The sequence below is a fragment of the Actinocorallia libanotica genome, from assembly GCF_039525175.1.
Lineage (GTDB): Bacteria > Actinomycetota > Actinomycetes > Streptosporangiales > Streptosporangiaceae > Actinocorallia > Actinocorallia libanotica.
In genome coordinates, this window is sequence record NZ_BAAAHH010000032.1 from 36,198 (window position 1) to 58,308 (window position 22,111).

The window sequence follows — 22,111 nt, forward strand, 5'->3', positions numbered from 1 at the left end:
GCCGGGACGGTCAGGCGAAGACCTGCCAGATCTGGCTCTCGCCGTCGCCGACGATCTTCCGGAAGCGCCGCGCCACCTCGACCGCCTCCTCCTTGGAGCGCACCTCCACCAGCGCGAACCCGCCGACCACGTCCTTGGCCTCCAGGAACGGGCCGTCCGTCACGGTGATCTCCCCGCCGGCGGAGGTGACGAGCAGGCCGCGCGGCTCCAGTCCGCCGGTCGCCAGCAGCACGCCGGCCTTGGTCATCTCCTCGACGAAGGCGCCCATCTCGGCGTACAGCTTCTCGTCCGCCTCGGCGCCGCCCTTGGTGGTCATCAGGTAACGCATGCCCGCTCCTTCTTCGTTCTCTCGTTCGCCTTACGCACCTCCGTCGATCGGGAGGATGTGACAGGGAACGCGTTCCCTGTCACATCGCCGGTACGACGTCCCGGACGAGAACAGCCGAACGCACCGGGAGAGACCATGACGACCATCACCCTCCAGCACGCCGCCCCCGCACCGGCCCGCACCCGGACGCTGCTCGCGCTCGTCGCGGCCGCCTCCCCGCTGTGGGCGGCGGTCTCGCTCGCCCAGGCGTTCACCCGCGACGGCTACGACCTGACCCGGCACCCGCTGAGCGTGCTGAGCACCGGCTCCCTCGGCTGGCTCCAGATCGCCAACTTCCTGGTCTGCGGCCTCCTGACGGCCGCCGGAGCGATCGGCCTGCGCCGCGCCCTGCACGGTGCTCCCGGCGGCACCTGGGCACCTCGATTGGTCGCCGCCTACGGCCTGGGCATGGTCGCGGCGGGCGTCTTCGTCATGGACCCCGCGGACGGCTTCCCCGTCGGCACCCCCGCCGGAGCACCGACCACGATGAGCTGGCACGCCCTCCTGCACCTGGCCTCCGGCTCCATCGCCTTCATCGCCCTCGCCGCCGCCTGCTTCGTCCTCGCCCGCCGCTTCGCCCGCGCCGGCGACCGCACCCGCGCCGTCCTCTCCCGCTTCGCGGGCACCGCCGTCGCCCTGGGCAACCTGTGGGCGATGAGCGGCTCCCCCGCCGCCTCCCTCGCCCTCGCCGTCGGCGTCATCACCGGCATGCTCTGGATCTCCGCCGTCGCCGCCCGCCTCCGCGCCACGGCCCTCTGACCCGCCGAAGGGGCGAAGCCCGACCGTCCGACGACGGCCGGGCTTCGCCCCTTCGGGAGCCTTCTCCTCAGCGGTCGCGGGCCACCCGGCGTTCGTCCCAGACCGGCTCGGGCGTCTCGCGGACGACGCCGTCGGAGCCGAAGACGAGGTAGCGGTCGAAGGAGCGGGCGAACCAGCGGTCGTGCGTCACCGCCAGGACCGTGCCCTCGTAGGCCTCCAGGCCTTCCTGCAGGGCTTCGGCCGACTCCAGGTCGAGGTTGTCGGTCGGCTCGTCCAGCAGGAGGGCGGTGGCGCCGCCGATCTCCAGCAGCAGGATCTGGAAGCGGGCCTGCTGGCCGCCGGAGAGGGTCTCGAAGCGCTGGTCGCCCTGCTTGTCCAGTTCGTAGCGGCGCAGCGCGCTCATCGCGGGGCCCTGGCTCTTGGCGTGGTCCGCCCACAGGATCTCCACGAGGGTGCGTCCCAGGAGCTCCGCGTGGGCGTGCGTCTGGGCGAAATGGCCGGGGACGACGCGGGCGCCGAGTTTCCACGCGCCCGTGTGGGCGACGTCCTCGCCCGCCAGGAGCCGCAGGAAGTGCGACTTCCCCGAGCCGTTGGAGCCCAGGACCGCCACCCGCTCCCCGTAGAAGACCTCCAGGTCGAACGGCCGCATCAGGCCCGACAGCTCCAGGCCCGCGCAGGTCACCGCCCGCAGCCCGGTCCGGCCGCCGCGCAGCCGCATGGTGATCTCCTGCTTGCGCGGCGGCTCCGGCGGAGGGCCCGCCTCCTCGAACCGGCGCAGCCTGGTCTTCGCCGCCTGGTAGCGCGAGGCCATCTCGTCGCTGCGCTTGGCGTACTGCCGCATGTCGACCACGAGCTTCTTCAGCTTCGCGTGCTGCTCGTCCCACCGCCGCCGCAGCTCCTCGAACCGCTCGAACCTCTGCGCACGCGCCTCGTGGTAGGTGCCGAACCCGCCGCCGTGCACCCACACGTCGCTGCCCGCGGGACCCGGCTCGACGCTGACGATCTTCTCCGCGGTCCGGGCGAGGAGCTCCCGGTCGTGCGAGATGAACAGGACGGTCTTGCGGGTCTCCTTCAACCGCTGTTCGAGCCACTGCTTACCGGGAACGTCCAGGTAGTTGTCCGGCTCGTCGAGCAGGAGGACCTCGTCGGGGCCGCGGAGCAGCGCCTCCAGCACCAGGCGCTTCTGCTCGCCGCCGGACAGGGTCCGCACCGCGCGCCACTGCGCCCTCTCGTACGGCGTCCCCATCGCCGCCAGGGTGCACATGTCCCACAGCGTCTCGGCCTCGTAGCCGCCGGCCTCCGCCCAGTCGCTGAGCGCCTGCGCGTAGTCCATCTGGGCGGCCTCGTCGTCCCGCTCCATCATCGCCGTCTCGGCCTCGTCCAGTGCCAGCCCGGCCGCCCTGATCCGCGGCGGCGCGACGGAGACCAGCAGGTCGCGCACCGTCCGCTCGTCCCTGACGGATCCGACGAACTGCGGCATCACCCCGAGCCCGCCGGTGACGTTCACCTTCCCGCCGTGCGGCTTCAGCTCGCCCGCGACCAGCCGCAGCAGCGTCGTCTTCCCCGCCCCGTTCGCTCCCACCAGGGCGACCGTCGCGCCCTCCCCGACCCGGAACGAGACGTCACCGAGCAGCGCCCGCCCGTCCGGTAGGAAGTACTCCACGTGCGCGGCCTCGACATGTCCCATCGCCGAAGCCTAAAGCCCTCCCCGAGCCCCGGGCCAACCGTTCGCCGGGGCGGGAGCACACGCCGTGAAAGGATCTGCGGTATGCGCGGACGGCCGATCTCACCGGAGCGACTGGTCGAGGAGCTGTGCGAGCGGATCGCGGCGGCTCCCGGCGGTCAGTGGCTGCGGGTCGCGATCGACGGCGCCCCGGCGGCGGAGCCGGGTGCTCTCGCCGACGCGCTGGTCGGTCCGGTGCGGGCGCGGGGCCGGGAGGTCGTCCGGGTGTCCGCGTGGGACTTCCTGCGCCCGGCCTCCCTCCGCTACGAGTTCGGGCGGTATGACCCGGACGTCTTCTACGACGACTGGCTCGACACGGGAGGCCTGCTGCGGGAGGCGCTCGCCCCGCTGGATCCCGGCGGCACCGGCAAGGTGCTGCCCCGCCTGTGGGACCGCGACCGCGACCGCGCCGCCCGCGCGCGGTACGTCGACGTCCCGGACGGGGGCGTCCTCCTGCTGGACGGGGCGCTGCTCCTCGGCCGGCAGCTCCCCTTCGACCTGACCGTCCACCTCGCCCTCTCCCCCGCCGCCCTGGCGCGGCGCACCGGCGGGGACGAGGCCTGGACGCTGCCCGCCTACGCCCGGTACGAGGAGGAGGCCGCGCCGCTGCGGACGGCGGACGTCGTGGTCAAGGTGGACGACCCCCGCCATCCCGCCCTCCTCACCGAGGGGGGAGGATCGGACTCATGGACGTACTGAGCAGCCGGGTCCTGCTGCACCCGACGGACCTCGAACGCAGCCGGAGCTTCTACCGGGACGTGCTGGGGCTGGCGGTCCACCGCCAGTTCGGTCCTCCGGACGCGCTCGGCACGGTGTTCTTCCTCGGCTCCGGCTTCCTGGAGGTCTCGGGGGGCTCCGCCGAGCCGCCCGGCCCGTCGCTGGAGCTGTGGATCCAGGTCCGCGACGTCCACGCCGAGCACGAGCGGCTCGCCGCCGCGGGCGTCACCGTCCTGCGGGAGCCGAAGCTCGAGTTCTGGGGGCTGATCGAGATGTGGATCGCCGACCCGGACGGGGTGCGGATCGTCCTGGTGGAGATCCCCGCCGACCACCCCCTCCGCCGGGACACCCGGGTCCTGGCCGGCCCCGAGGCGTAGGCTCCGGCGCATGACGCTCTCCGACACCGCACCGGTCGTGGAGTTCTGGCGGCGGCTGGGGCTGCCCGGGCTCATCGACGTGCACACGCATTTCATGCCGAAGCGGCTGCTGGACAAGGTGTGGGCCTACTTCGACATGGCCGGCCCGGCCATCGGCAGGACGTGGCCCATCACCTACCGGCACGAGGAGGACGAGCGGCTGGCGCGGCTCAGGGCCTACGGGGTGCGCGCCTTCACCTCCATGATCTACCCGCACAAGCCGGACATGGCGGCGAACCTGAACGCCTGGTGCGCCGACTTCGCCGCCCGCACCCCCGACTGCCTGCACACCGCCACGTTCTTCCCCGAACCGGACGCCGCCCGCTACGTCGCGCAGGCCGTCGAGGCGGGCGCGCGCGTCTTCAAGTCGCACCTGCAGGTGGGCGCCTACGACCCGCGCGATCCCCTGCTCGACGACGTGTGGGGCACGCTGCGGGACGCCGCCGTGCCGATCGTGGTGCACTGCGGCTCCGGCCCCGGCCTGGCGGGCCCGTTCACCGGCCCCGGTCCCATCGGCGAGGTGCTGGAGCGCTTCCCCGGTCTGCGCGTCGTCATCGCGCACTGCGGAGCGCCGGAGTACTCCGACTTCGTGCGCATGGCCCTGCGCCACCCGGAGGTCCGCCTCGACACCACGATGGTCTTCACCGACTTCATCGAGGAGGAGGCGCCCTTCCCCCGCGCCGACCTGCCGCTGCTGCTCGACCTCCAGGACCGCGTCCTCTTCGGCAGCGACTTCCCCAACATCCCCTACCCCTACCTCCACTCCCTGCAGAGCCTGGAGCGCCTGGACCTGGGCGAGAAGTGGCTGCGCACCGTCTGCCACGACAACGCCGCGGACCTCTTCGGCCTGTGAAGGGGCCGCGGCCTCAGCGCTCCGCGATGACGGAGGCGAGATGCCCGGCGAGGGCCTCGGGGTCGGCGACGGTGACGGTGAGGGCCGCGTGCGCACGCGGCCCGAAGGCGCGGACGGGTTCCCGGAACGTGATGCACACGCCGTTCAGCGCGCTGCCGAAGGTCAGCCCCGAGTCCTTCAGGGAGAGCCGCGTCCCGATCGCCCTGACCGCCTTGTAGGGGCCGGAGACCTCGGCCGAAGCGAGGTTGGCCAGCGGGGTGGTCAGCTCCCACCGGCCGAAGCGGGCCGAGAAGAGGCCGTCCCCCACCACGACCCGGCTGTTGTCCGGCCGGACTCCCAGGGCCTTCAGCAGGCTCCGGTAGCGGGGAGCGAACTCGAACGGGTAGACGTCGGTCATGGCGGTTCCTTCCGGTCGCGGGCGTCAGCCGCCCCGGACGGTGCGCAGGCGGCGGGCGGAGCCGAGGTGGAGGCCGTCGGGGCCCCAGGCGTCGACGCGCTCGTCGGTGCGGCCGTCCTCGTCCGCGCGGTGGACGGTCGCGCGCACCAGCACCCACGGGGAGGCGGCGCGGGACAGGCCCAGGCCCGGGTAGGCGGTGAACTGCAGGGTCGGGTGCGGGGCGGGGGCGCAGAACGCGGCGGGCACGTCCATGAGGACCATGAGCCGGAAGAAGTCCGGCGGGGTGTCGTCCTCGGTGAGCCGGATCCACGCGGTCCGCTCCGGCGCTCCGCCGGGACGGGCCGGCGCGGAGGCGACCGGCCGGATGTCCAGGTGCGCCGTGACCGGCGCGGCCTCCGGCGCGACGACGTGGCGCTCGCACCGCTCGGGCCCCGGCACGGACGGCGCGGGCGGCGCGGCGACGCGGTGGCCTCCGGTGTGCTCCGTCGCGAAGACGGCGGTCGCGTCGGCGCAGATCCCCTGGTCGGTGAAGGCGCGGGCCGTCGCCGTGATGAGGGGGTGGCCGGTGCCGCCCAGCTCGGTCTCCAGCCGGAACGCCCCGGTGAGGGGCCGGTGGAACCGGATCGTCGCGCTCTGCGGGAGGCTCCCGGGCAGGTGGGCGTTCATCGCGCCGGCCATGAAGCCGAGCGCGAGCCCGTCGGTCAGCCCGCCGAAGCCCCGCAGTCCCGTGCCGGGTTCGACCATGCCGCCCGAGGAGGCGTCGAGGAACGCTCCGGGCGTCGGCGCCCGGGGCGGGGTGATCGTGGAGGTCATCGTCCTTCTCGCAGTCGTTCGGAGATCGTCACCTGTTCCGACGACCGGGCCCGGCGCCGAGTTCTCGCCGCCGGGCCGTGGCGACTGAGGCGTTCGCCTCATCGGCGGGCGGCGCCTCAGGGCGAGGGTTCCAGGACGAAGACCGGGATGTCGCGGTCGGTCTTCTTCTGGTAGTCGGCGTAGGGGGGAAAGGCCTCCACGGCGCGGGCCCACCAGCGGTCGAGCTCGTCGCCCTCGACGCGGCGGGCGACGTAGTCGCCGACCACGGGTCCGTCCTGGAGGACGACGTGGGGCTCGGAGACGATGTTGTGGTACCAGACGGGGTGCTTGGGCGCGCCGCCCTGCGAGGCGACGACGGCGTAGCGGGTGCCGTCGGTGACCCGCATCAGCGGCGTCTTGCGGATCTTGCCGGACTTCGCGCCCTTGGTGGTCAGGATGATGACGGGCAGGCCCTGCATCATGCCGCCCTCCTCGCCGCCGGTGCGCTCGTACAGCTCCACCTGCTCGGCGACCGGGGCGACGGGGCTCGGCTCGTACTCACCTTTGAGTGGCATCTCGACTCCTCTCCGTGTCCACTCCAAGATCTCATGGAGCCGCGGAGCCGTCCGGGCCGGGGTGGCGGCCCGGACGGGCGGATCGGTCGATCAGATCGGGTCGGGCACCTGGGAGGGCTGCTCCGAGCCGGTCTCCTGGTGCGGGAGGTCGATCTGCAGGGGCATCACGGTGACGCCCAGCGGGTCGGCGATGACCAGGTGCCGGTCGGGGACCCTGACCCAGTCCGCCTCGTCGTCCAGGGGCTCGCTGGCCAGCAGCGAGCCCTCCTCCTCCCGGCGGTAGCACAGGGTCTCGCCCCAGGTGGTGGCGACCACGGTCATGCCGTCGGTGGCCAGGAGGTTCAGGCAGGCGTTCGGGTCCAGGACCGCCACGTCGCGCACCAGCTCGGGCACGGCCGCCGTGAGCTGCAGCCCGGCCTCCAGGCGCTGCCACAGCAGCGCCGCCAGGTAGGCGGCGTCGCAGGTGGACTCGGGCCGGCGGCCCGGCTCCAGCAGGGACGCGGTGAGGCCGACGTTGAGGTGCCCATTGAGGGACATCAGCGCCGAGCCGTTGGTGAACGGGGCGGTCGCCTCCGCCTCGATGGGCATGCCGGGGCTCGCGCCGCGCGCCGCGCCGATCACGCAGTCGGCGACGACGGAGGCGGCGAACTCCGGGAAGCCGGGGTCGGCCTCGATGGGGCCGGTCCGGCGGTAGTGGGTGGCCACTCCGGGGGCGGGGAACCAGCCGACGCCGAAGCCGTCCTGGTTGATCAGGTCGATGTGCTGCCAGCGCGGCCGTGCCGCCTGCTTGGGCAGACCGTAGGGCTGTTCGAGGACCAGCTCCTTGACCGAACGGTCACTCCCGAGCCAGGCGAAGTGTCGGCACATAGAGCCTCCCTCACTGTCCGTCGCCGCTTCTTCTCGTTCAGGATAGGAGCTAAACACCGTGTTTCTGCAGCCAGAACTCCAGGAGTGCGAGCTGCCACAGCGCGCTCGCGCCCAGCGTGGTGCGCTCGCCGGAGGGGTCGGCCAGCAGGCGCTCGGTGTACTCCGGGCGGAAGAGCCCGCGCGACTTGGCCTCCGGCGCCGTCAGCGCCTCCTGGACGAGCTCCAGGTAGGGCCCGGACAGGTGGCGGATGGCCGGGACGGGGAAGTACCCCTTGGTGCGGTCGATCACGGCGTCGGGCACCACTCCCCGCGCCGCGTCCTTGAGCACGCCCTTGCCGCCCTGGGCGATCTTGAGCTCGGGCGGGCAGGCCGCCGCCAGCTCGACCAGGCGGTAGTCCAGGAAGGGGGTGCGGGCCTCCAGGCCGAACGCCATCGTCATGTTGTCCACCCGCTTCACCGGGTCGTCGACCAGCATGACCGTGGTGTCCAGGCGCAGCGCCGCGTCCAGCGCCTGCTCGGCGCCCGGCCGAGCGAAGTGGGCCTCGACGAACTCCATGCTGTGGTCGCGGTCCAGGTAGGCGGGGCCGAGCTGGGCGGCGAGCTCGGCGTGCGGCCGGTCGAAGAAGACCTTCGCGTAGGCGGCCGCGGCCTCGGCGCGGGGGACTCCGGCCAGCGGCGGGTACCAGCTGTAGCCGCCGAGCACCTCGTCGGCGCCCTGCCCCGACTGCACGACCTTGACGTGCTGGGACACCTCCTGGGAGAGCAGGTAGAAGGCGACGCAGTCGTGGCTGACCATGGGCTCGCTCATCGCGCCGACCGCGCCGTGCAGGGCGGGCAGCAGCCGGTCGTCACCGACATGGATCTTGTGGTGTTTCGTCCCGAAGTACCGGGCCACCAGGTCGGAGTACTCGTACTCGTCGCCCGACTCCCCTCCGGCGGAGTGGAACCCGATGGAGAAGGTCTCCAGGCCCTGCTGCCCGGCCTCGGCCAGCAGCCCGACGATCAGGCTGGAGTCGAGCCCGCCGGAGAGCAGCACGCCCACCGGCACGTCCGCGACCATCCGCACGTCCACGGCCGCCCGCAGGCTCTCCAGGATCGCCGCGGGCCACTCCCTCGGGTCCTCGGGCCCGTTGCCCCGGGTGAAAGACGGGTCCCAGTAGACGTGGTCCTCGAAGCTCCCGTCGCGCTGGACGGTGCGTACCGTCGCCGGGGGCAGCTTGGAGACGCCCTTGAGGATCGTGCGCGGCGCCGGGACGACCGAGTGGAAGGTCATGTAGTGGTGCAGGGCCACCATGTCCAGCGAGGTGTCCACCTCTCCCCCGGCCAGCAGCGCCGGCAGTGTCGAGGCGAAGCGCAGCCGCCCCGGCCCGGCGCTGAGGTAGAGGGGCTTGATCCCGAGCCGGTCGCGGGCCAGCACCAGGGTGCCGGTGTCGCGCTCGTGCACGGCGAAGGCGAACATGCCGTTGAAGCGGCTCACGCAGTCGCGGCCCCAGTGGTGGTAGCCCTTGAGGATGACCTCGGTGTCGGAGGTGGAGAAGAAGCGGTATCCGGCGGCCTCCAGCTCGCGCCTCAGCTCCTTGTAGTTGTAGACGCAGCCGTTGAAGACGGCCGTCAGCCCCAGCTCCGGGTCGGTCATCGGCTGGGCTCCCCGGTCGGAGAGGTCGATGATCCGCAGTCTCCGGTGACCGAGGGCCAGGGCGCCCGACGACCAGACGCCCTGACCGTCGGGCCCGCGGGCCGCCAGGGTGGCGTTCATCCTGGTCACGGCCGTCACATCGGCGGGAGCCCCGTCGAAGCGGAACTCACCGCAGAAGCCACACATGAAGAAGGTCCTTTCTCTAGCGGTCTCAGGTCATCGGGTCACAGGAGCCAGGTGTCCTTGGAGCCGCCGCCGCGCGAGGAGTTGACGATCCTGCTGCCGTGGGCGGCGACCCGGGAGAGGGCCAGCGGCACCACGTCGGGCTCGGCGCCCAGGCAGACGAAGGTCCGCAGGTCCACCACCCGGGGCTCCAGCCGGCCGCCGGTGAAGGTCGGGTGGGTGGAGACCGCCACGGTCTCCTGGCCGATCCAGCGGTCGGGGTCGGCGGCGATCTCGGCGCGGACGGCCTCCAGCTCCTTCGGGGAGGCGTCGGGGCCGATCACCACGCCCTGGCCGCCGTACCCGTCGACGGGCTTGACGACCAGCTCCTCCAGCCGGTCCAGCACCTGCTCCAGGTCGGCGGGCTCGCGGCACAGGTAGGTCGGCACGTTGTCGAGGATCGGCGTCTCCCCCAGGTAGTAGGAGATCAGCCGCGGCACGTAGGCGTAGATCGCCTTGTCGTCGCCCAGGCCGTTGCCGGGCGCGTTGGCCAGCACGACCGAGCCGGCCGCCAGCAGGTCGCGCAGCTCCGGCATCGCCGCCCAGAGGTCCTCCTCGTCGATCCGCCGGTAGAGCACGCGGATGCGCCTGCCCTCCAGGGTGAACAGCTCGCCGTCGCGGATCTCCAGGTCACCGGGCTCCACGAGCGGCACGTCCAGCTCCCTGGCGAGCAGCCGGTGCTCGTAGTAGGCGGGGTCGGACGACCCGGACGTGATCAGCGCCAGCTCCGGCGACGCCTGGGTGAGCGCGCCGCGCAGCACGGCCATGGCGCGCCGCGGCGCGGGCGTGGCCACCGCGCGGACCAGTTCGGGCACGACCCGCGCCGACAGCCACCGGTTGGCCATCGCGTAGCCGAGCCCGGACGGCACGCGCAGGTTGTCCTCCAGCACGAACCAGTGGCCCGCGCCGTCCCGGACGAGGTCGGTGCCGGAGATCGCGCACCGGATCGCCTCCGGCGGCACGAACCTGCCCTCCTCGCGGTAGCCGGGGGCGCCGGTGACGAGGTCCTTGGGCACGACCCCGTCCTCGATGATCCGGCCGGGCCCGTAGGCGTCGTGCAGGAAGTGCTCCAGGGCGCGCGTCCGCTGGCTGAGCCCCGACTGGAGCAGCTCCCAGTCCTCGCTCCCCACGATGCGCGGGATGAGGTCGACGGGGAAGAGGCGCCCCTCCTCGAAGTACATGCCGAGGTCGTGCTGGACCTGCTCCTTCTGCCTGTCGCGTTCGGCGAGCCCCTGGGCGCCGAGCCGGTCGAGGGCGGTGAGCACGAGCCCGTAGGGGCCGCGCGCGGTGCCGTCGAAGACGACCGCCTCGTCGGCGGAGGTGTCGTAGGCGCCGCCCATCATGGAGACGATCTCGGCGCAGCGCGCCTCGGGCCACCACTCGGTGTTGGCCTTGGTCTCGGAGACCAGCAGGTCGACGACGGCCTCCAGACCGCCGGTGGCGTAGGCGGTGCGCTGCCGGGTGGCCGAGGTGCCGCGGCGCAGCACGTTGTCGGTGAGGTCGCAGACGAGGTCCCAGTCGCCGGTGGCCTCCAGCGCCGGGCGCAGCCGGTTCACCGTCTCCCGGACGATCTGGCGGGCGGGCTTGGCCCTGCCCTCCAGCGGGTCGACGAGCTCGCCCTCCAGTCCGGCCCGCGCGGCCCGCCAGGTGAAGGTGCGCACCAGCTCGGGGCGGGCGGTCGGCACCGGCGGACGGCCCTGCTCGATCGCGTCGAGCTCGGTGGCGACCAGGGCGCGGAAGATCCCCGCCAGCAGGGCCACGTCCTCCACCCGCGGGCAGGCGTCGGGAATGCGTAGTTCTACCGTGGGCACGTGGTCGGAGGGGCGCACGTCGTAGTAGACCATCCCGGGGTCGGTGATCACCCCGGTCCTGATCAGGTCGGCGACCATCCCCTCGTACTCGGCGGCCGAGGAGACCGCGGGCATGGGCCCGGTGGTGGGCCAGCGGTTCCACAGCAGCGTGCGGTAGCTGGCGTACCCGGAGTCGGAGCCGAGCCAGAACGGGGAGCTGGCCGACAGGGCCAGCAGCACCGGCATCCACGGGGACACCCGGTGCCCGATCTGCACCGCCAGGTCGCGGTCCTCCACCTCCACGTGCACCTGGGCGCCGCAGATGAGCTGCTCGCGGGCGAGCAGCTGGTACTCCTCCAGCATGTTCTCGTAGCGCGGGTCGGGCGTCACCTTCAGCGCGTCCAGGTCGACGATCGGCACGGTGCCGGCGGCCACGACGCCCAGCCCGAAGGCCTCGGCCTCGGTGGCCACGGCCCGGCGCAGCGCGGCGAGGTCCTCCAGCACGTCGGCCAGCCGGACGAACGGCCTGCTGTTGGTCTCCACCACCGAGCGCTGCAGCTCCCCGGAGAACCTGTCGTCCGGAAGATTCTGCAGGAGCCGATCTGCCCGCGGCACCAGTTTGCGGGTCGCGAGATCAACGGTGTGGAATTCCTCTTCCACACCGACCGCCACGGATTCCAGTTTCTCCAACATGATCCTCAGCCAGTAGTCATTTCTGTCTACTATGCCCCTATTGACCACCTTCACTCCTGGGGGTCAGGGAGATCACAGGAGTTCAGACGGGTGGACGAAAAAGGCCTTTGCTAAACGTGGCATTCATCACGGAGTTTCGACTTCATGATTTCCCCCATCATGTTTCGAGGAAGAACCGGCAGCAATTCCGCCCGTTCCGGCCATTGATAGGGCGGCGGGCCGCGGCCTGTCGGAAACGGCGCGAGGCCCCCGGAGCCGGCGGACTTCCCGCCCGCGGTGGGCCGGCGACGGGCGGCCTGGGACGATGACGGCTGGTTCGTCGGGGGCGAGGGAGACGCGGTCGGTGAGGCTCATGGGCCCGACTCCCGCGGCAGGAAAGAGCAGGATTGTATAAGATATATGACTATTCCGGTCCGGGAGGAGAGAGCATGCTCAGTGGACTTCGGGTGCTGGAGGTCTCCAGCTTCGTCGCCGCGCCCCTCGGCGGCATGACCCTGGCGCAGCTCGGCGCCGAGGTGATCCGCGTCGACCCGCCCGGCGGCGCCGCCGACACCGGGCGCTGGCCGCTGACGGAGAACGGGGCGTCCCTCTACTGGGCGGGCCTGAACAAGGGCAAGCGCTCGGTCACCATCGACCAGCGCGTCCCCGAGGGCAGAGAGCTGCTCGCCCGCCTCGCCCGCTGGTCCGGCGTCGTGCTGACCAACGCCCCCCGCCCCCGCTACGACGACCTCGCGGCCCAGGTCCCCGGCCTCATCCACGTGCAGATCACCGGCCGCGCCGACGGGCGGCCCGCCGTCGACTACACCGTCAACGCCGAGACGGGCTTCCCCCTGGTCACCGGGGCCGCCGGCACCGACGGGCCGGTCAACCACGTGCTGCCCGCCTGGGACATCGCCTGCGGCCTGTACGCCGCCGTCGCGATCCTCGCCGCCGAACGCCACCGCTCCCGCACCGGCGAGGGCAGCCGCATCCGCGTACCCCTGTCGGACGTCGCGCTGGCCACCGCCGGCAACCTCGGCTTCCTCGGCGAGGCCGAACTGAACGGCGTCGACCGCCCCCGCATCGGCAACCACCTCTACGGCAGCTTCGCCCGCGACTTCCCCGTCAAGGACGGCCGCCTCATGCTGGTCACCCTGACCAACCGCCACTTCACCGACCTGGTCGCCCTCACCGGCACCGCCGACGGCGTCGCCGACCTCGCGCGCCTCACCCGCGCCGACTTCACCGCCGAAGGCGACCGCTACCGCCACCGCGAATCCCTCGCCGCGCTCTTCGAGCCCTGGTTCGCCGCCCGCACCCTGGCCGAGGCGTCCGAGGCCCTCGCCGCGACGTCCGTCCTGTGGTCGCCCTACCGCACCTTCCGCGAACTCCTCCAGCAGGAGCACCCCCTCCTGCACGAGGTCGACCAGCCCGGCCTGGGCCGCCTCCGCGTCCCCGCGTCCCCCATCGACGCCGGGACCGCCGACCGCGGCGTGCGCACCGCGCCCCTCCTCGGCGCCGACACCGAAGCCGTCCTGGACGACCTCGGCCTCGGCGAGGCGGCCGTCGCGGACCTCCGCGCCTCCGGCGCCCTCGGCTGACCCCCGGCGGAGCCCGTGCGCGGACCTCGCGGCGGGATCGCCGCGGCCGCCGGAAGGATCCTGCCGTGCCTTCTCCGCGGGACATGGAATCCTGTCTGGAGAAGGCACGGCGGCACGGGCCGCCGCGCACCGTCAGGAGCGTCGTGAGCGATACCAAGCACTCTCCGGCGGGCACGGGCCGCACCGGCGGCCGCGGGCCCGGCCGCCCGCCCAAGATCGACCGTGCGGCGATCGCCCGGGTGGCGAGCGAGATCCCGCTGAGCGATCTGACCCTGCGGCTGGTCGCCGAGCGGCTCGGCGTCAGCGTGCCCAGCCTCTACCACTACGTGCAGGGCCGTGACGACCTGCTGAAACTGGCGGCCGAGCAGTCGGTGACCCGGCTGACCCTGCCGGTCGACCGCGGCCAGCACTGGGCCGTCTGGCTCTGCGAGTGGGCGCACTACATCCGTCAGGCGTTCGTCCGCGACCCGGGGCTGTTCACCCAGTACGTCAAGGGCGCGATCAGCCTCGAGGTGATGGCCGAGCCCGTGAACACCGCGCTCGGACTGTGCCTGCGCCAGGGCTTCTCGCCCACGGAGGCGCGGCGTGCCTACGACCTGGTCTCCGAGTGCGCCCTGGGCGCGGCCATCACCCGGCTCAGCGAGCGGAACCGGCCGTTCGAGCCGGAGGTGCGGCGGGTCCTGGCGCTCGGCGACCGGAGCCTGCCCCACCTGGAGCGGCTCGCGGCCGGCCCCGGCCTGATCGAGCAGGCGCCCTTCACCGAGCAGATCCACACCGTCCTGGCCGGCATCGCGGTGCGCCGGGGCGAGGACTGGACCGAGCTCTCCGCGCTGCTGGAGTCGGTGGCCGCGGAGGACTGACACACCGCGCCGCCTCCGCGGCTCCGGGCGGCGGCGCGCCGCTCCCGCCTCAGCGGCGGCTCGCCAGCCTCTCCATCTGCTCCCGGTCGAGGCGGACGAACTCGCCGACGGCCTCCACGGTGACGCGGCCGTTCTGGAGGAGGCGGCCCACCGTGCGCACGGAACGGTCCTCCTGCTGCTCGACCCACCCCTCGAAGACGCTGGGGACGTCCAGCAGCGTCGGCCGCCGGTAGAAGATCTCCAGCCGCGCCGTGGGGCCGGAGACCCCGGAGATGAAGTTGGCGGCGGCCAGGATGATGTCGAAGGACGAGGCGATCACCGCGCCGTGCACGCAGCCGGGAGGCCCCTCGTAGGGGCGGGTGAAGACCCCCTCCAGGAAGGCCTTGGGCGGCTCGAAGCGCGGCGTCAGCGGAACCGCGAGCGGGTTGTGCCGACCGACCACCACGTCGAAGGGCATGCGCCCGGCCAGGTCGGTGCCCCCGTCGGCGGGGTGCACGATCGTCTTGGGCAGCGGCGGGTCGGGGACGTGGCGCTCCAGCCGGTCCGCGACCGCGTTCAGCTCCCGGGCCGCGGCCAGGGTGTCCTCCTGGGAAGCGCGGGTCGCCGTGGTCAGGCCGATCAGCCTGCGGACGGCGTCGGCCAGCTCCAGCGAAGCGTCCAGCCGCCCTTCCAGGACGGGATGGACGGGAGCGGACTGCGCTGCGGCTTCCATGGGGTTCCTTCGCGGGTTCGGGGTCGGCTGCCTGGAATGATCCGGACTATACGATGTTCCGTGCCGTGCAGCGTGAAGGGGGATCGCACTCCGATGAGCGAGCGAAGCCTGCGGGAGCAGCGCCGTGAGCGCCGCCGTGAACTCGGCCGCGACCAGATCCTGGACGTCGCCGAAGGGGTCTTCGCACGCAAGGGCTTCCACGACGCCTCCCTGCGGGAGATAGCGGAACTCGCCGAGTACTCCGTGGGTGCGGTCTACGGGTTCTTCAGCGGCAAGGACGAGCTGTACCGGGAGATCTTCCTGCGCCGCGCCACCGTGTTCCTGACCGGCATGAAAGAGGTGCTGTCCTCTCCCCACCCGCCCCAGCGGCAGCTGCTGGAGCTCGCCGAGTGGCAGGCGGGGTTCTTCCGCGCCCACCCCGGGTACGGGAGGCTCGTCCTGCGCAGCGGCTCGATCGCCTCGGCGCCGACCGGGGCCCCCGCCGACGGGGCGATCCTCGCCAACTTCCGGCAGGCGCAGGAGATGCAGGCCGAGCTGTTCCGGCGCGGACAGCGCCAGGGCGTCCTCAAGGACGGCGACCCGCAGCTGCTGGCGCGGATGTTCTCCGGTCTGGTGAGCGCCTTCCAGGCGAGCGAGCTGGCGGAGGAGGAGTCGGGGCCCCTTCCCCTGGCGACGCTGCTGGAGACGGTCGGCGCGGCCTTCGTGACGACCGGGTCGTGAGGCCGGAGGGCGCGACCTTCATGCTGGTGTTGCATCCTCCCCCCTTTCAGAAGGAGACGACATGCGTGAGGCCGTCATCTGCGAGCCCGTCCGCACGCCCGTGGGCCGCTACGGCGGGGCCTTCAAGGACACCCCCGCCGTCGACCTGGCCGCCACCGTGCTGCGCGGACTCCTCGAACGCACCGGGCTGACCTCCGCCGACATCGACGAGGTGTTCCTGGGGCAGTGCTACCCCAACTCCGACGCACCCGCCATCGGACGCATCGCCGCCCTGGACGCCGGGCTGGACGTCTCGGTCACCGGACTGCAGATCGACCGGCGCTGCGGCTCGGGACTGCAGGCCGTCCTCAACGCCGCCATGCAGATCCAGACCGGCATCAGCGAGCTGATCGTGGCGGGCGGGGCCGAGAGCATGAGCTCAGCAGCCTTCTACACCACCGACATGCGCTGGGGAGTTCGCAGCGCAGCCCTGGAGTTGCACGACGGCCTCGCGAGAGGACGCATCACCGCGGGCGGGAAGTTCCATCCCGTGCCCGGCGGGATGCTGGAGACCGCAGAGAACCTCCGCGCCGAGTACGACATCTCCCGCGCCGAGCAGGACGAACTCGCGTTGCGCTCCCACCAGCGGGCCGTGGCCGCCCAGAACACCGGAGTGTTCGCCCAGGAGATCATCCCCGTGACGGTGAAGACCCGCAAAGGCGAAACGACGGTCGACACCGATGAGCACCCCCGCCCGGACATCTCCCTGGAAGCCCTCGCCAAGCTCAAACCCGTCCTGGCCCGCCAGGATCCCCAAGCCACGGTGACGGCCGGCAACGCCAGCGGACAGAACGACGGGGCCTCGGCCTGCATCATCACCCACCGGGACAACGCCGAACGCCTGGGACTGCGCCCGCTGGCCCGCCTGGTGTCCTGGGCCGTGGCAGGGGTACCGCCCAAAACGATGGGCATCGGCCCGGTCCCCGCCACCGCCCTCGCCCTGGAGCGGGCCGGGCTGAAGCTCTCCGACATCGACCTCATCGAACTCAACGAAGCCTTCGCCGCACAGGTCCTGGCCTGCACCCGCGAATGGAACTTCACCCACACCGACTGGCAGCGCACCAACGTCCACGGCTCCGGCATCTCCCTCGGCCACCCCGTCGGCGCCACCGGCGGCCGCATCCTCGCCACCCTGCTGCGCGAACTCGACCGCCGCCAAGACCGCTACGCCCTGGAGACCATGTGCATCGGCGGCGGCCAGGGCCTCACCGCCGTCTTCGAACGCCTGGAGGGCTGACCCGTGGCAGCGGGCCGGTTCGGTCAGCCCGGGGTGATGAGGCGTTCGGCGAGCTTCCAGCCGTGCGCGGTGCGGCGGAAGGTGTCGCGGTAGGCGCCCATGGAGCGCAGGGTCGGGGTGGTCGCGGTGCCGGTGAAGAACTGCCAGTAGGACTCCGCGACCGCCTCGTCCCCCGTGACGGCGACCGCGACGGTGGTGATGAGGTGGCGGCTGTGGGAGCCGGGTCCGGTGACGCCCTCGGCGCGGCGGGCGGCACCGGCGGCGACGATCTCCGCGCGGCCGCTCTTCACCGGCACGCCGGGCATCTCCCAGCGGGCGTCCTCGGTGAACAGCTCGCCGTACGCGGTCAGGTCGCCCGTGTCGGAGCCCTGCGCGACGCGGGCGAGGACGTTGCGGATCTCCAGCTCGTCGGCCACGGTCTCTCCCGGCCTGCTCGCACCCATGACGCACCTTTCCGCGGGCCTCGGCCCGCCCTGCTCGACAGCAAAGGGATTTTATATATGACCCTGGCCGCACGCCCCGGTGGACGGCCGCCGACGGCGTCCATGCTCCCGCCCGGGCCCGAGGCGCGGGCCGCGGGTCCCGAAGGGTGGCACGGCGCCGCGCGGCGTGCGCATCGGGAACATCCCACCCGTCTGTACTTTCACCGGGCGAAGAGATCACAATTGCTCTTCGGCGGCGGCGATCATCACCGTGACGCGCCGGTCGCCACCTCGACGCCGACCTGACGGGAGCTTGACATGGTGCTCGGAATCCACGACGCGGACAAGGTCCGCACCCTGACCTTCCGCCGCCCCGAGGCCGCCAACTCCTTCAGCGAGGAGCTCTACCGCGCCACCGCCGCCGCCCTCGACGCCGCGGCCTCCGACGACGCCGTCTCGGTCGTCGTCCTCACCGGCGAGGGCCGGATCTTCTCCGCGGGCACCGACCTCAAGGAGATGGCCGGCATCGCCCAGGCCGTCGCCGCGGGCGACGCCACCCCCGACACCGGCAAGGGCTTCCAGATCCTCATGGACGCCGTGGTCGCCTTCCCCAAGCCCCTCCTGGCCGCGGTGAACGGCCACGGCATCGGCCTGGGCCTGACGATCCTCCCCCACTGCGACCTCGTCCTCATCGCCGAAGGCGCCAAGCTCAGCGCCCCCTTCACCACCATGGGCGTCGCCCCCGAGGCCGCCAGCAGCTACCTCCTCCCCCACTACCTGGGCCCGCAGAAGGCCAACCTGGTCCTCCTCTGGGGCCACCCCCTCACCGCCGAAGAGGCCGTCGAAGCGGGCCTGGCCCTGCGCATCTGCTCCCGCGAGAAGGTCCTGGAGGAGACCCTCGACCTCGCCCGCGAGCTCGCCGCCAAGCCCCTCCCCTCCCTCCTCGCCACCAAGCGCGTCATCACCGAGGCCCACCGCGAAGCCGTCCTCGCCGCCCGCTCCCGCGAAGACGCCGCCTTCTCCGAGCTCCTCAAGGGCTGACCCGAACGCGGGGCGCGCCCGGCTCCGCAAGGGCCGATCCGAACGCGGGGCGCGTCCGCGCCCCGCGTTCCTTTGCGGCGCCTCCCTTCAGGAGGCGAGGGCCTCGCGCCAGCGTGCGGTGTCGGTGTACTGGTGGAGCCAGGAGATCCGCCCGTCGGTGAGCCTCCACAGGTGGACGAACTCGGCCTCGTAGCCGCGCCCGGTGGCGCGCGCCGTGCCGCGGTACCGCCCGGTGACCACGATCATCCCGTCCTCGGTCCGGTGCCGCGTCTCGGCGTAGGGAGCCGTGTCGTAGTCGGTGAAGACCGCTCCCCAGACCCGGGCGAGCGTCTCCTCCGGCCCCTGGAACGCGCCTCCCGCCCCGCACGGCATGCCGGGGGCGGTGTGCGCCTCGAACTCCGGGTGGAGCAGGGCCAGGATCCCCGCGGCGTCCGCCCGCCGGGTGGCGGCGTAGAACTCATCGACGGCGTCGGGCATGCCCGCCTCCTCAGTGAACTAGGATTCTAGAATCCACATTCTAATACTGGGAGGCGGAAGGACGATGGGGCGACCGGCCAAGTTCACCCGGGAGGACATCCTGGCCGCGGCTCTGGAGATCACCGCGGAGAGCGGGCCGGGCGCCGTGACCATGGCCGCCCTCGCGGCCCGGCTCGGCGCCCCGACCGGATCGCTCTACCACCGCTTCGCCTCCCGCGACCTCCTGCTGGCCGACCTCTGGATCCACGGCGTCCGGCGCTTCCAGCGGGGGTTCGTCGAGGCCCTGGCCGCGGACGACGCCCTGGCCGCCGCCCTGCACACCCCCCGCTGGTGCCGGTCGCATCCCGCGCGGGCCCGGCTCCTGCTGCTCCACCGGCGGCAGGACGTCGTCGCCGACTGGCCCGAGCGGCTCGGCCCGGAGGCCGAACTGCTCGAGCGCGAACTGACGGACGCGCTGAGCGATTTCGCCGCGCGCCATCCCGGCCTCGACCCGGAAACGCTGGCCTTCGCCACCGTCGACGTCCCCTACGCCGCGGTCCGGCGCCACCTGCTCGCCGGAAGGCGGCCCCCCGAGACCGTCGACGAGCTGATCACCACGACCTGCCACGCGCTGATTCCGCCCTCGCAGGGATGAGCCGCGAGGCCCGCGCCGAAGCACTCCCGTTCCCACCGGGACGAAGGAGCCGGGCGTCGACCGTCAGCCGACGCGCGGGAGTGCGGAGTGCGGGTCGACGCCGGAGAAGACCAGGCCGATGACGAAACCGGCGGCCTCCTCCAGCTGCCGGGCCCGGGACAGAGGGCCCAGCGCCGCCGGGACGGCGCCCAGGTCGCGGATGAGGCCGCCGACCGTCTTCAGCGCGGCCGGGTCGTCGCCGCACGTCACCACGGTCACCGGCTCCTCGTCCTGGGCCGGGGGTCGCGTCCACAGGGTGGCGGGGAAGAGGTGGAGGGCCTTGACCACGCGTGCGCCCGGGGCGAGTGCGGCGACGCGCTCGGCCATCGCTTCGGCACCCGTCAGCAGGACGCCCACACCGTGCTCCACGGCGTTCGTGGGATCGATGAGCGGTGTGCCTTCGAGCACGCCGTCGTGGCCTCCGGCGGCATGCAACATGTCCGCGACGCCCGTCCAGGTCACGGCGAGCAGTACCGCGTCCCGTCCGGTCGCCGCTTCACGGGGGGTGGCGGCGTGCGCCCGCGCGCCCAGGCGGTCGGCCAGCGCCTCCACCTTGGCCGGAGAACGTCCCGCGATCGTCACTTCGTGCCCGGCGCGGGTCCAGGCGGTGCCGAGAGCCTCGGCCAGATTTCCGGTTCCCAGGATTCCGATGTTCATGGGGGCACGGTAGGCATCCCGGCGCGCACCGATCGGTGCGCGTCGGGATGCGACCATGGCGCCCATGAGCGAGTGCCATGAGGTGGTGGCGGACTGCCGGTTGCGGGCCGCGACGGAACTGTTCGCGCACACGTGGGATCCGGTCGTGCTGGCCGCGCTCCAGCGGGGCCAGCACCGCAGGCACGAACTCCGCGCGGCGATCGGGGGGATGAGCGACAAGGCGCTCACCGAGTCCCTGCGCCGGCTGGCCGCGAACGGGCTCGTGGAGCGCCGCGCGTACGCCCAGGCGCCGCCCCGCGTCGACTACCGGCTCACCGGCCTGGGGCGGAGCCTTGTGGACGGCCCCATGACCGCGCTGGCCCGCTGGATCGCCGAGCACGGCGACGAGCTGTTCGAGGCCCAGGAAAACGCCCGGACCGGCGCCGCGAGCACCATCTCGACGAGGTCGTAGCCCAGCCCGCCGAACGGCCCGATCAGCTGGGGAAGGAGCAGGAAGTCGCCCTTGTCCCGGGCGTAGCGGGCTTCGACGGTCTCCCGGTCCGGCGGGTCGTGGTGCCGGTACGGATGGCCGACCGGCATCATGCCGCCGGGACGGAGGCCGCGCCGCAGCAGCTCGACCGCGCCGGCCACGCCGTCGCCGGTCCACGTCGTGGAACCCGTACCGGAAGGAGGTCAGGAGCCCCGGACCCGCCCTGCCCGCTGGTCCTCCCGGGCTCCCGCGGCCGCCTTGGCGCGCCCGTAGTCGGCCAGGGCGTGGAAGGCCGCCTTGGGTTCCCAGGGCAGTCCCGGGTATGTCGTTCCCGTGGCGCCGGGCGCCAGGACCTTGACGATGCCGAAGCTGGCGGTGTCGAAGTCCCGTTCGGGGATGGCGGAGGTGGGCAGGTCGCGGCGGGCGAAGGTGTTGACGAAGGCCGTGTCCACGCCCGCTTCGTCGTAGACGTCGAGGAGTTCGCGGATGTAGGCGGCCTGTTCCTGCTCGTCTCGGACGACGGGGGTGGTCAGCCGGGCGGGGCGGGCATGTTCGTCCCACTCGATGATGGACTCGCCGCGTCCGCCCAGGGCAGCGGCTCCGCGGTGGGTGGTGCAGCCGAACTCGGTGACGGCGAACGGCTTGGCCTGCGAGGTCTGCTCTCGCAGGCGCTCACCGAAGCCGGGCGGGGTCGTGGCGTCGCGGTAGCCGGCGTCGGTGGCGACCACGTCGAACACCGACCAGTCCACGCCCTCGAAGGGCAGGGAGGCGTAGCCGACCGGGCCGGTGAAGCGGGCCCGTACGGCGGGGACGGCCCGGGCCAGGAAGACGTTGACGCGGGCGGGCAGCAGCGGGAGCACGGCGCGCATGCGCTCGGGGTCGGCCAGCACCGCCAGCCGTTCTTCGAGGCGGTCACCCGGGAGGAGGCCGTGGGTGAAGAGGCTGATCTCGGAGCCGGTGAGGAAGACGACCTCGGCGCCCTCCCCGCGCAGGCGCTCGGCTCGTTCGGCACCGTCCGAAAGGAACGCCAGCAGTTCGTCCTGGGTGAGGCCGTTGGTGAACGGGCTGTACCAGACCTCCAGCCCGGCGGCGGCAGCGTGGCGCGCAGCCGTCTCAAGGCGGTCCTGGACCCCTCCGGTGACACGGACCGCGTCGCAGTGCAGCTCGTCGCGGATGATCCTCATCTCACGGCGTACCGCGTCCGGGTCGTAGGGCTCGTGGGTGGTGGTTCCGGCGCTCGTGAAGCCGGTGTCGTAGGTGAGACCGTGGGCTCGCATCAGTACCCCTCCGCGGAACGTGGCAAGGCGGATCATCCGCCGATTTAAGGTACTCAACGTACCCTAATCGGCGGAGTGCGGCCCGGGGCGTACCCTTGATCGCGGTCGGGGTTCGCGGCTTTCGAAAGGCGGGGGGCACG

Annotated in this window: 24 protein-coding genes; 11 read left to right on the forward strand and 13 right to left on the reverse strand. The window is 72.6% G+C overall.

Annotation, left to right across the window (positions count from 1 at the left end):
- Positions 1-10 precede the first annotated feature (10 nt).
- A complete protein-coding gene (locus tag ABD140_RS30285; RefSeq protein WP_344244521.1) occupies positions 11-328 on the reverse strand; it encodes a YciI family protein in 318 nt (105 codons plus the stop codon).
- Positions 329-463: 135 nt separating this feature from the next.
- Here ABD140_RS30285 and ABD140_RS30290 point away from each other — a divergent pair, with 135 nt between their 5' ends.
- The gene (locus ABD140_RS30290; protein ID WP_344244524.1) at positions 464-1,126 is read left to right on the forward strand and encodes a DUF998 domain-containing protein; all 663 of its coding nucleotides are present in this window, start codon (positions 464-466) and stop codon (positions 1,124-1,126) included.
- A 67-nt stretch (positions 1,127-1,193) separates the two neighbouring features.
- Here ABD140_RS30290 and ABD140_RS30295 read toward each other — a convergent pair whose 3' ends face one another.
- Positions 1,194-2,813, reverse strand: a complete 1,620-nt coding sequence (locus tag ABD140_RS30295; RefSeq protein ID WP_344244526.1) for an ABC-F family ATP-binding cassette domain-containing protein — start codon at positions 2,811-2,813, stop codon at positions 1,194-1,196.
- An 81-nt stretch (positions 2,814-2,894) separates the two neighbouring features.
- Between ABD140_RS30295 and ABD140_RS30300 the strand changes: the two genes are divergently transcribed.
- Genes ABD140_RS30300 through ABD140_RS30310 form a run of 3 tightly spaced genes read left to right on the forward strand, consistent with a single transcriptional unit; the run spans position 2,895 to position 4,835 of the window.
- Positions 2,895-3,548, forward strand: coding sequence for a nucleoside/nucleotide kinase family protein (locus ABD140_RS30300; protein WP_344244528.1), 654 nt, complete (start codon positions 2,895-2,897; stop codon positions 3,546-3,548).
- On the forward strand, positions 3,536-3,943 hold the full coding sequence (locus ABD140_RS30305) for a VOC family protein (protein WP_344244530.1): 408 nt from the start codon (positions 3,536-3,538) through the stop codon (positions 3,941-3,943). The genes ABD140_RS30300 and ABD140_RS30305 overlap by 13 nt, the downstream gene beginning before the upstream one ends.
- A gap of 10 nt (positions 3,944-3,953) precedes the next feature.
- Positions 3,954-4,835: an amidohydrolase family protein gene (locus ABD140_RS30310; protein ID WP_344244532.1), complete on the forward strand. Its 882-nt coding sequence runs from the start codon at positions 3,954-3,956 to the stop codon at positions 4,833-4,835.
- A gap of 13 nt (positions 4,836-4,848) precedes the next feature.
- Here the strand turns inward: ABD140_RS30310 and ABD140_RS30315 are convergent, their stop codons facing one another.
- From ABD140_RS30315 to ABD140_RS30340, 6 genes are all read right to left on the reverse strand, one after another.
- Complete coding sequence (locus ABD140_RS30315; protein WP_344244534.1) at positions 4,849-5,232, reverse strand: hypothetical protein; 384 nt, start codon at positions 5,230-5,232, stop codon at positions 4,849-4,851.
- Positions 5,233-5,256: 24 nt separating this feature from the next.
- The gene (locus ABD140_RS30320; protein WP_344244536.1) at positions 5,257-6,045 is read right to left on the reverse strand and encodes a thioesterase family protein; all 789 of its coding nucleotides are present in this window, start codon (positions 6,043-6,045) and stop codon (positions 5,257-5,259) included.
- Between the two features lie 116 nt (positions 6,046-6,161).
- Positions 6,162-6,599 carry a nitroreductase family deazaflavin-dependent oxidoreductase gene (locus tag ABD140_RS30325; protein ID WP_344244538.1) on the reverse strand — a complete coding sequence of 146 codons (438 nt, stop codon included), beginning with the start codon at positions 6,597-6,599 and terminating at the stop codon, positions 6,162-6,164.
- Between the two features lie 90 nt (positions 6,600-6,689).
- Entirely contained in the window at positions 6,690-7,466 is a 777-nt protein-coding gene (locus tag ABD140_RS30330) for a class II glutamine amidotransferase domain-containing protein (RefSeq protein WP_344244540.1), read from the reverse strand.
- Positions 7,467-7,515: 49 nt separating this feature from the next.
- Positions 7,516-9,288 (reverse strand): N-acetylglutaminylglutamine amidotransferase, encoded by a 1,773-nt coding sequence (locus ABD140_RS30335; RefSeq protein ID WP_344244542.1) that lies wholly within the window; start codon positions 9,286-9,288, stop codon positions 7,516-7,518.
- 38 nt (positions 9,289-9,326) lie between these two features.
- Positions 9,327-11,807: a glutamate--cysteine ligase gene (locus ABD140_RS30340; RefSeq protein WP_344244544.1), complete on the reverse strand. Its 2,481-nt coding sequence runs from the start codon at positions 11,805-11,807 to the stop codon at positions 9,327-9,329.
- Positions 11,808-12,235: 428 nt separating this feature from the next.
- On the opposite strand from ABD140_RS30340, the gene ABD140_RS30345 reads away from it, so the two are divergent.
- Together ABD140_RS30345 and ABD140_RS30350 are read left to right on the forward strand one after the other, a co-directional pair.
- Complete coding sequence (locus ABD140_RS30345) at positions 12,236-13,387, forward strand: CoA transferase (RefSeq protein ID WP_344244546.1); 1,152 nt, start codon at positions 12,236-12,238, stop codon at positions 13,385-13,387.
- A gap of 143 nt (positions 13,388-13,530) precedes the next feature.
- On the forward strand, positions 13,531-14,247 hold the full coding sequence (locus ABD140_RS30350; protein ID WP_344244548.1) for a TetR/AcrR family transcriptional regulator: 717 nt from the start codon (positions 13,531-13,533) through the stop codon (positions 14,245-14,247).
- 49 nt (positions 14,248-14,296) lie between these two features.
- On the opposite strand, the gene ABD140_RS30355 is transcribed toward ABD140_RS30350, so the two are convergent.
- Positions 14,297-14,959, reverse strand: coding sequence for a PaaI family thioesterase (locus ABD140_RS30355; RefSeq protein ID WP_344244551.1), 663 nt, complete (start codon positions 14,957-14,959; stop codon positions 14,297-14,299).
- Positions 14,960-15,052: 93 nt separating this feature from the next.
- Here ABD140_RS30355 and ABD140_RS30360 point away from each other — a divergent pair, with 93 nt between their 5' ends.
- Entirely contained in the window at positions 15,053-15,679 is a 627-nt protein-coding gene (locus tag ABD140_RS30360; RefSeq protein WP_344244553.1) for a TetR/AcrR family transcriptional regulator, read from the forward strand.
- Positions 15,680-15,740: 61 nt separating this feature from the next.
- On the forward strand, positions 15,741-16,955 hold the full coding sequence (locus ABD140_RS30365) for an acetyl-CoA C-acetyltransferase (RefSeq protein ID WP_344244555.1): 1,215 nt from the start codon (positions 15,741-15,743) through the stop codon (positions 16,953-16,955).
- A gap of 23 nt (positions 16,956-16,978) precedes the next feature.
- Here ABD140_RS30365 and ABD140_RS30370 read toward each other — a convergent pair whose 3' ends face one another.
- Positions 16,979-17,398, reverse strand: a complete 420-nt coding sequence (locus tag ABD140_RS30370; protein ID WP_344244557.1) for a nuclear transport factor 2 family protein — start codon at positions 17,396-17,398, stop codon at positions 16,979-16,981.
- Positions 17,399-17,695: 297 nt separating this feature from the next.
- Between ABD140_RS30370 and ABD140_RS30375 the strand changes: the two genes are divergently transcribed.
- Positions 17,696-18,418 carry an enoyl-CoA hydratase-related protein gene (locus tag ABD140_RS30375; RefSeq protein ID WP_344244559.1) on the forward strand — a complete coding sequence of 241 codons (723 nt, stop codon included), beginning with the start codon at positions 17,696-17,698 and terminating at the stop codon, positions 18,416-18,418.
- An 87-nt stretch (positions 18,419-18,505) separates the two neighbouring features.
- On the opposite strand, the gene ABD140_RS30380 is transcribed toward ABD140_RS30375, so the two are convergent.
- Positions 18,506-18,895 carry a nuclear transport factor 2 family protein gene (locus tag ABD140_RS30380; RefSeq protein ID WP_344244561.1) on the reverse strand — a complete coding sequence of 130 codons (390 nt, stop codon included), beginning with the start codon at positions 18,893-18,895 and terminating at the stop codon, positions 18,506-18,508.
- A gap of 64 nt (positions 18,896-18,959) precedes the next feature.
- Between ABD140_RS30380 and ABD140_RS30385 the strand changes: the two genes are divergently transcribed.
- The gene (locus tag ABD140_RS30385) at positions 18,960-19,529 is read left to right on the forward strand and encodes a TetR/AcrR family transcriptional regulator (protein WP_344244564.1); all 570 of its coding nucleotides are present in this window, start codon (positions 18,960-18,962) and stop codon (positions 19,527-19,529) included.
- A gap of 63 nt (positions 19,530-19,592) precedes the next feature.
- Here ABD140_RS30385 and ABD140_RS30390 read toward each other — a convergent pair whose 3' ends face one another.
- Complete coding sequence (locus ABD140_RS30390; RefSeq protein ID WP_344244566.1) at positions 19,593-20,225, reverse strand: NADPH-dependent F420 reductase; 633 nt, start codon at positions 20,223-20,225, stop codon at positions 19,593-19,595.
- Positions 20,226-20,289: 64 nt separating this feature from the next.
- Between ABD140_RS30390 and ABD140_RS30395 the strand changes: the two genes are divergently transcribed.
- Positions 20,290-20,676, forward strand: a complete 387-nt coding sequence (locus ABD140_RS30395) for a winged helix-turn-helix transcriptional regulator (RefSeq protein ID WP_344244568.1) — start codon at positions 20,290-20,292, stop codon at positions 20,674-20,676.
- A 221-nt stretch (positions 20,677-20,897) separates the two neighbouring features.
- On the opposite strand, the gene ABD140_RS30400 is transcribed toward ABD140_RS30395, so the two are convergent.
- On the reverse strand, positions 20,898-21,971 hold the full coding sequence (locus ABD140_RS30400; protein ID WP_344244570.1) for a glycoside hydrolase family 113 protein: 1,074 nt from the start codon (positions 21,969-21,971) through the stop codon (positions 20,898-20,900).
- Between the last annotated feature and the right edge of the window lie 140 nt (positions 21,972-22,111).

Bases quoted from the DNA above. Each gene is read 5' to 3' on its own strand.
- ABD140_RS30295 (WP_344244526.1), bottom strand. From the start codon at position 2,813: ATGGGACATGTCGAGGCCGCGCACGTGGAGTACTTCCTACCGGACGGG.
- ABD140_RS30335 (WP_344244542.1), bottom strand. From the start codon at position 9,288: ATGTGTGGCTTCTGCGGTGAGTTCCGCTTCGACGGGGCTCCCGCCGAT.
- ABD140_RS30360 (WP_344244553.1), top strand. From the start codon at position 15,053: ATGAGCGAGCGAAGCCTGCGGGAGCAGCGCCGTGAGCGCCGCCGTGAA.
- ABD140_RS30285 (WP_344244521.1), bottom strand. From the start codon at position 328: ATGCGTTACCTGATGACCACCAAGGGCGGCGCCGAGGCGGACGAGAAG.
- ABD140_RS30355 (WP_344244551.1), bottom strand. From the start codon at position 14,959: ATGGAAGCCGCAGCGCAGTCCGCTCCCGTCCATCCCGTCCTGGAAGGG.
- ABD140_RS30300 (WP_344244528.1), top strand. From the start codon at position 2,895: ATGCGCGGACGGCCGATCTCACCGGAGCGACTGGTCGAGGAGCTGTGC.
- ABD140_RS30315 (WP_344244534.1), bottom strand. From the start codon at position 5,232: ATGACCGACGTCTACCCGTTCGAGTTCGCTCCCCGCTACCGGAGCCTG.
- ABD140_RS30370 (WP_344244557.1), bottom strand. From the start codon at position 17,398: ATGGGTGCGAGCAGGCCGGGAGAGACCGTGGCCGACGAGCTGGAGATC.
- ABD140_RS30380 (WP_344244561.1), bottom strand. From the start codon at position 18,895: ATGCCCGACGCCGTCGATGAGTTCTACGCCGCCACCCGGCGGGCGGAC.
- ABD140_RS30305 (WP_344244530.1), top strand. From the start codon at position 3,536: ATGGACGTACTGAGCAGCCGGGTCCTGCTGCACCCGACGGACCTCGAA.
- ABD140_RS30385 (WP_344244564.1), top strand. From the start codon at position 18,960: ATGGGGCGACCGGCCAAGTTCACCCGGGAGGACATCCTGGCCGCGGCT.
- ABD140_RS30395 (WP_344244568.1), top strand. From the start codon at position 20,290: ATGAGCGAGTGCCATGAGGTGGTGGCGGACTGCCGGTTGCGGGCCGCG.
- ABD140_RS30320 (WP_344244536.1), bottom strand. From the start codon at position 6,045: ATGACCTCCACGATCACCCCGCCCCGGGCGCCGACGCCCGGAGCGTTC.
- ABD140_RS30365 (WP_344244555.1), top strand. From the start codon at position 15,741: ATGCGTGAGGCCGTCATCTGCGAGCCCGTCCGCACGCCCGTGGGCCGC.
- ABD140_RS30390 (WP_344244566.1), bottom strand. From the start codon at position 20,225: ATGAACATCGGAATCCTGGGAACCGGAAATCTGGCCGAGGCTCTCGGC.
- ABD140_RS30325 (WP_344244538.1), bottom strand. From the start codon at position 6,599: ATGCCACTCAAAGGTGAGTACGAGCCGAGCCCCGTCGCCCCGGTCGCC.
- ABD140_RS30345 (WP_344244546.1), top strand. From the start codon at position 12,236: ATGCTCAGTGGACTTCGGGTGCTGGAGGTCTCCAGCTTCGTCGCCGCG.
- ABD140_RS30290 (WP_344244524.1), top strand. From the start codon at position 464: ATGACGACCATCACCCTCCAGCACGCCGCCCCCGCACCGGCCCGCACC.
- ABD140_RS30400 (WP_344244570.1), bottom strand. From the start codon at position 21,971: ATGCGAGCCCACGGTCTCACCTACGACACCGGCTTCACGAGCGCCGGA.
- ABD140_RS30340 (WP_344244544.1), bottom strand. From the start codon at position 11,807: ATGTTGGAGAAACTGGAATCCGTGGCGGTCGGTGTGGAAGAGGAATTC.
- ABD140_RS30310 (WP_344244532.1), top strand. From the start codon at position 3,954: ATGACGCTCTCCGACACCGCACCGGTCGTGGAGTTCTGGCGGCGGCTG.
- ABD140_RS30330 (WP_344244540.1), bottom strand. From the start codon at position 7,466: ATGTGCCGACACTTCGCCTGGCTCGGGAGTGACCGTTCGGTCAAGGAG.
- ABD140_RS30375 (WP_344244559.1), top strand. From the start codon at position 17,696: ATGGTGCTCGGAATCCACGACGCGGACAAGGTCCGCACCCTGACCTTC.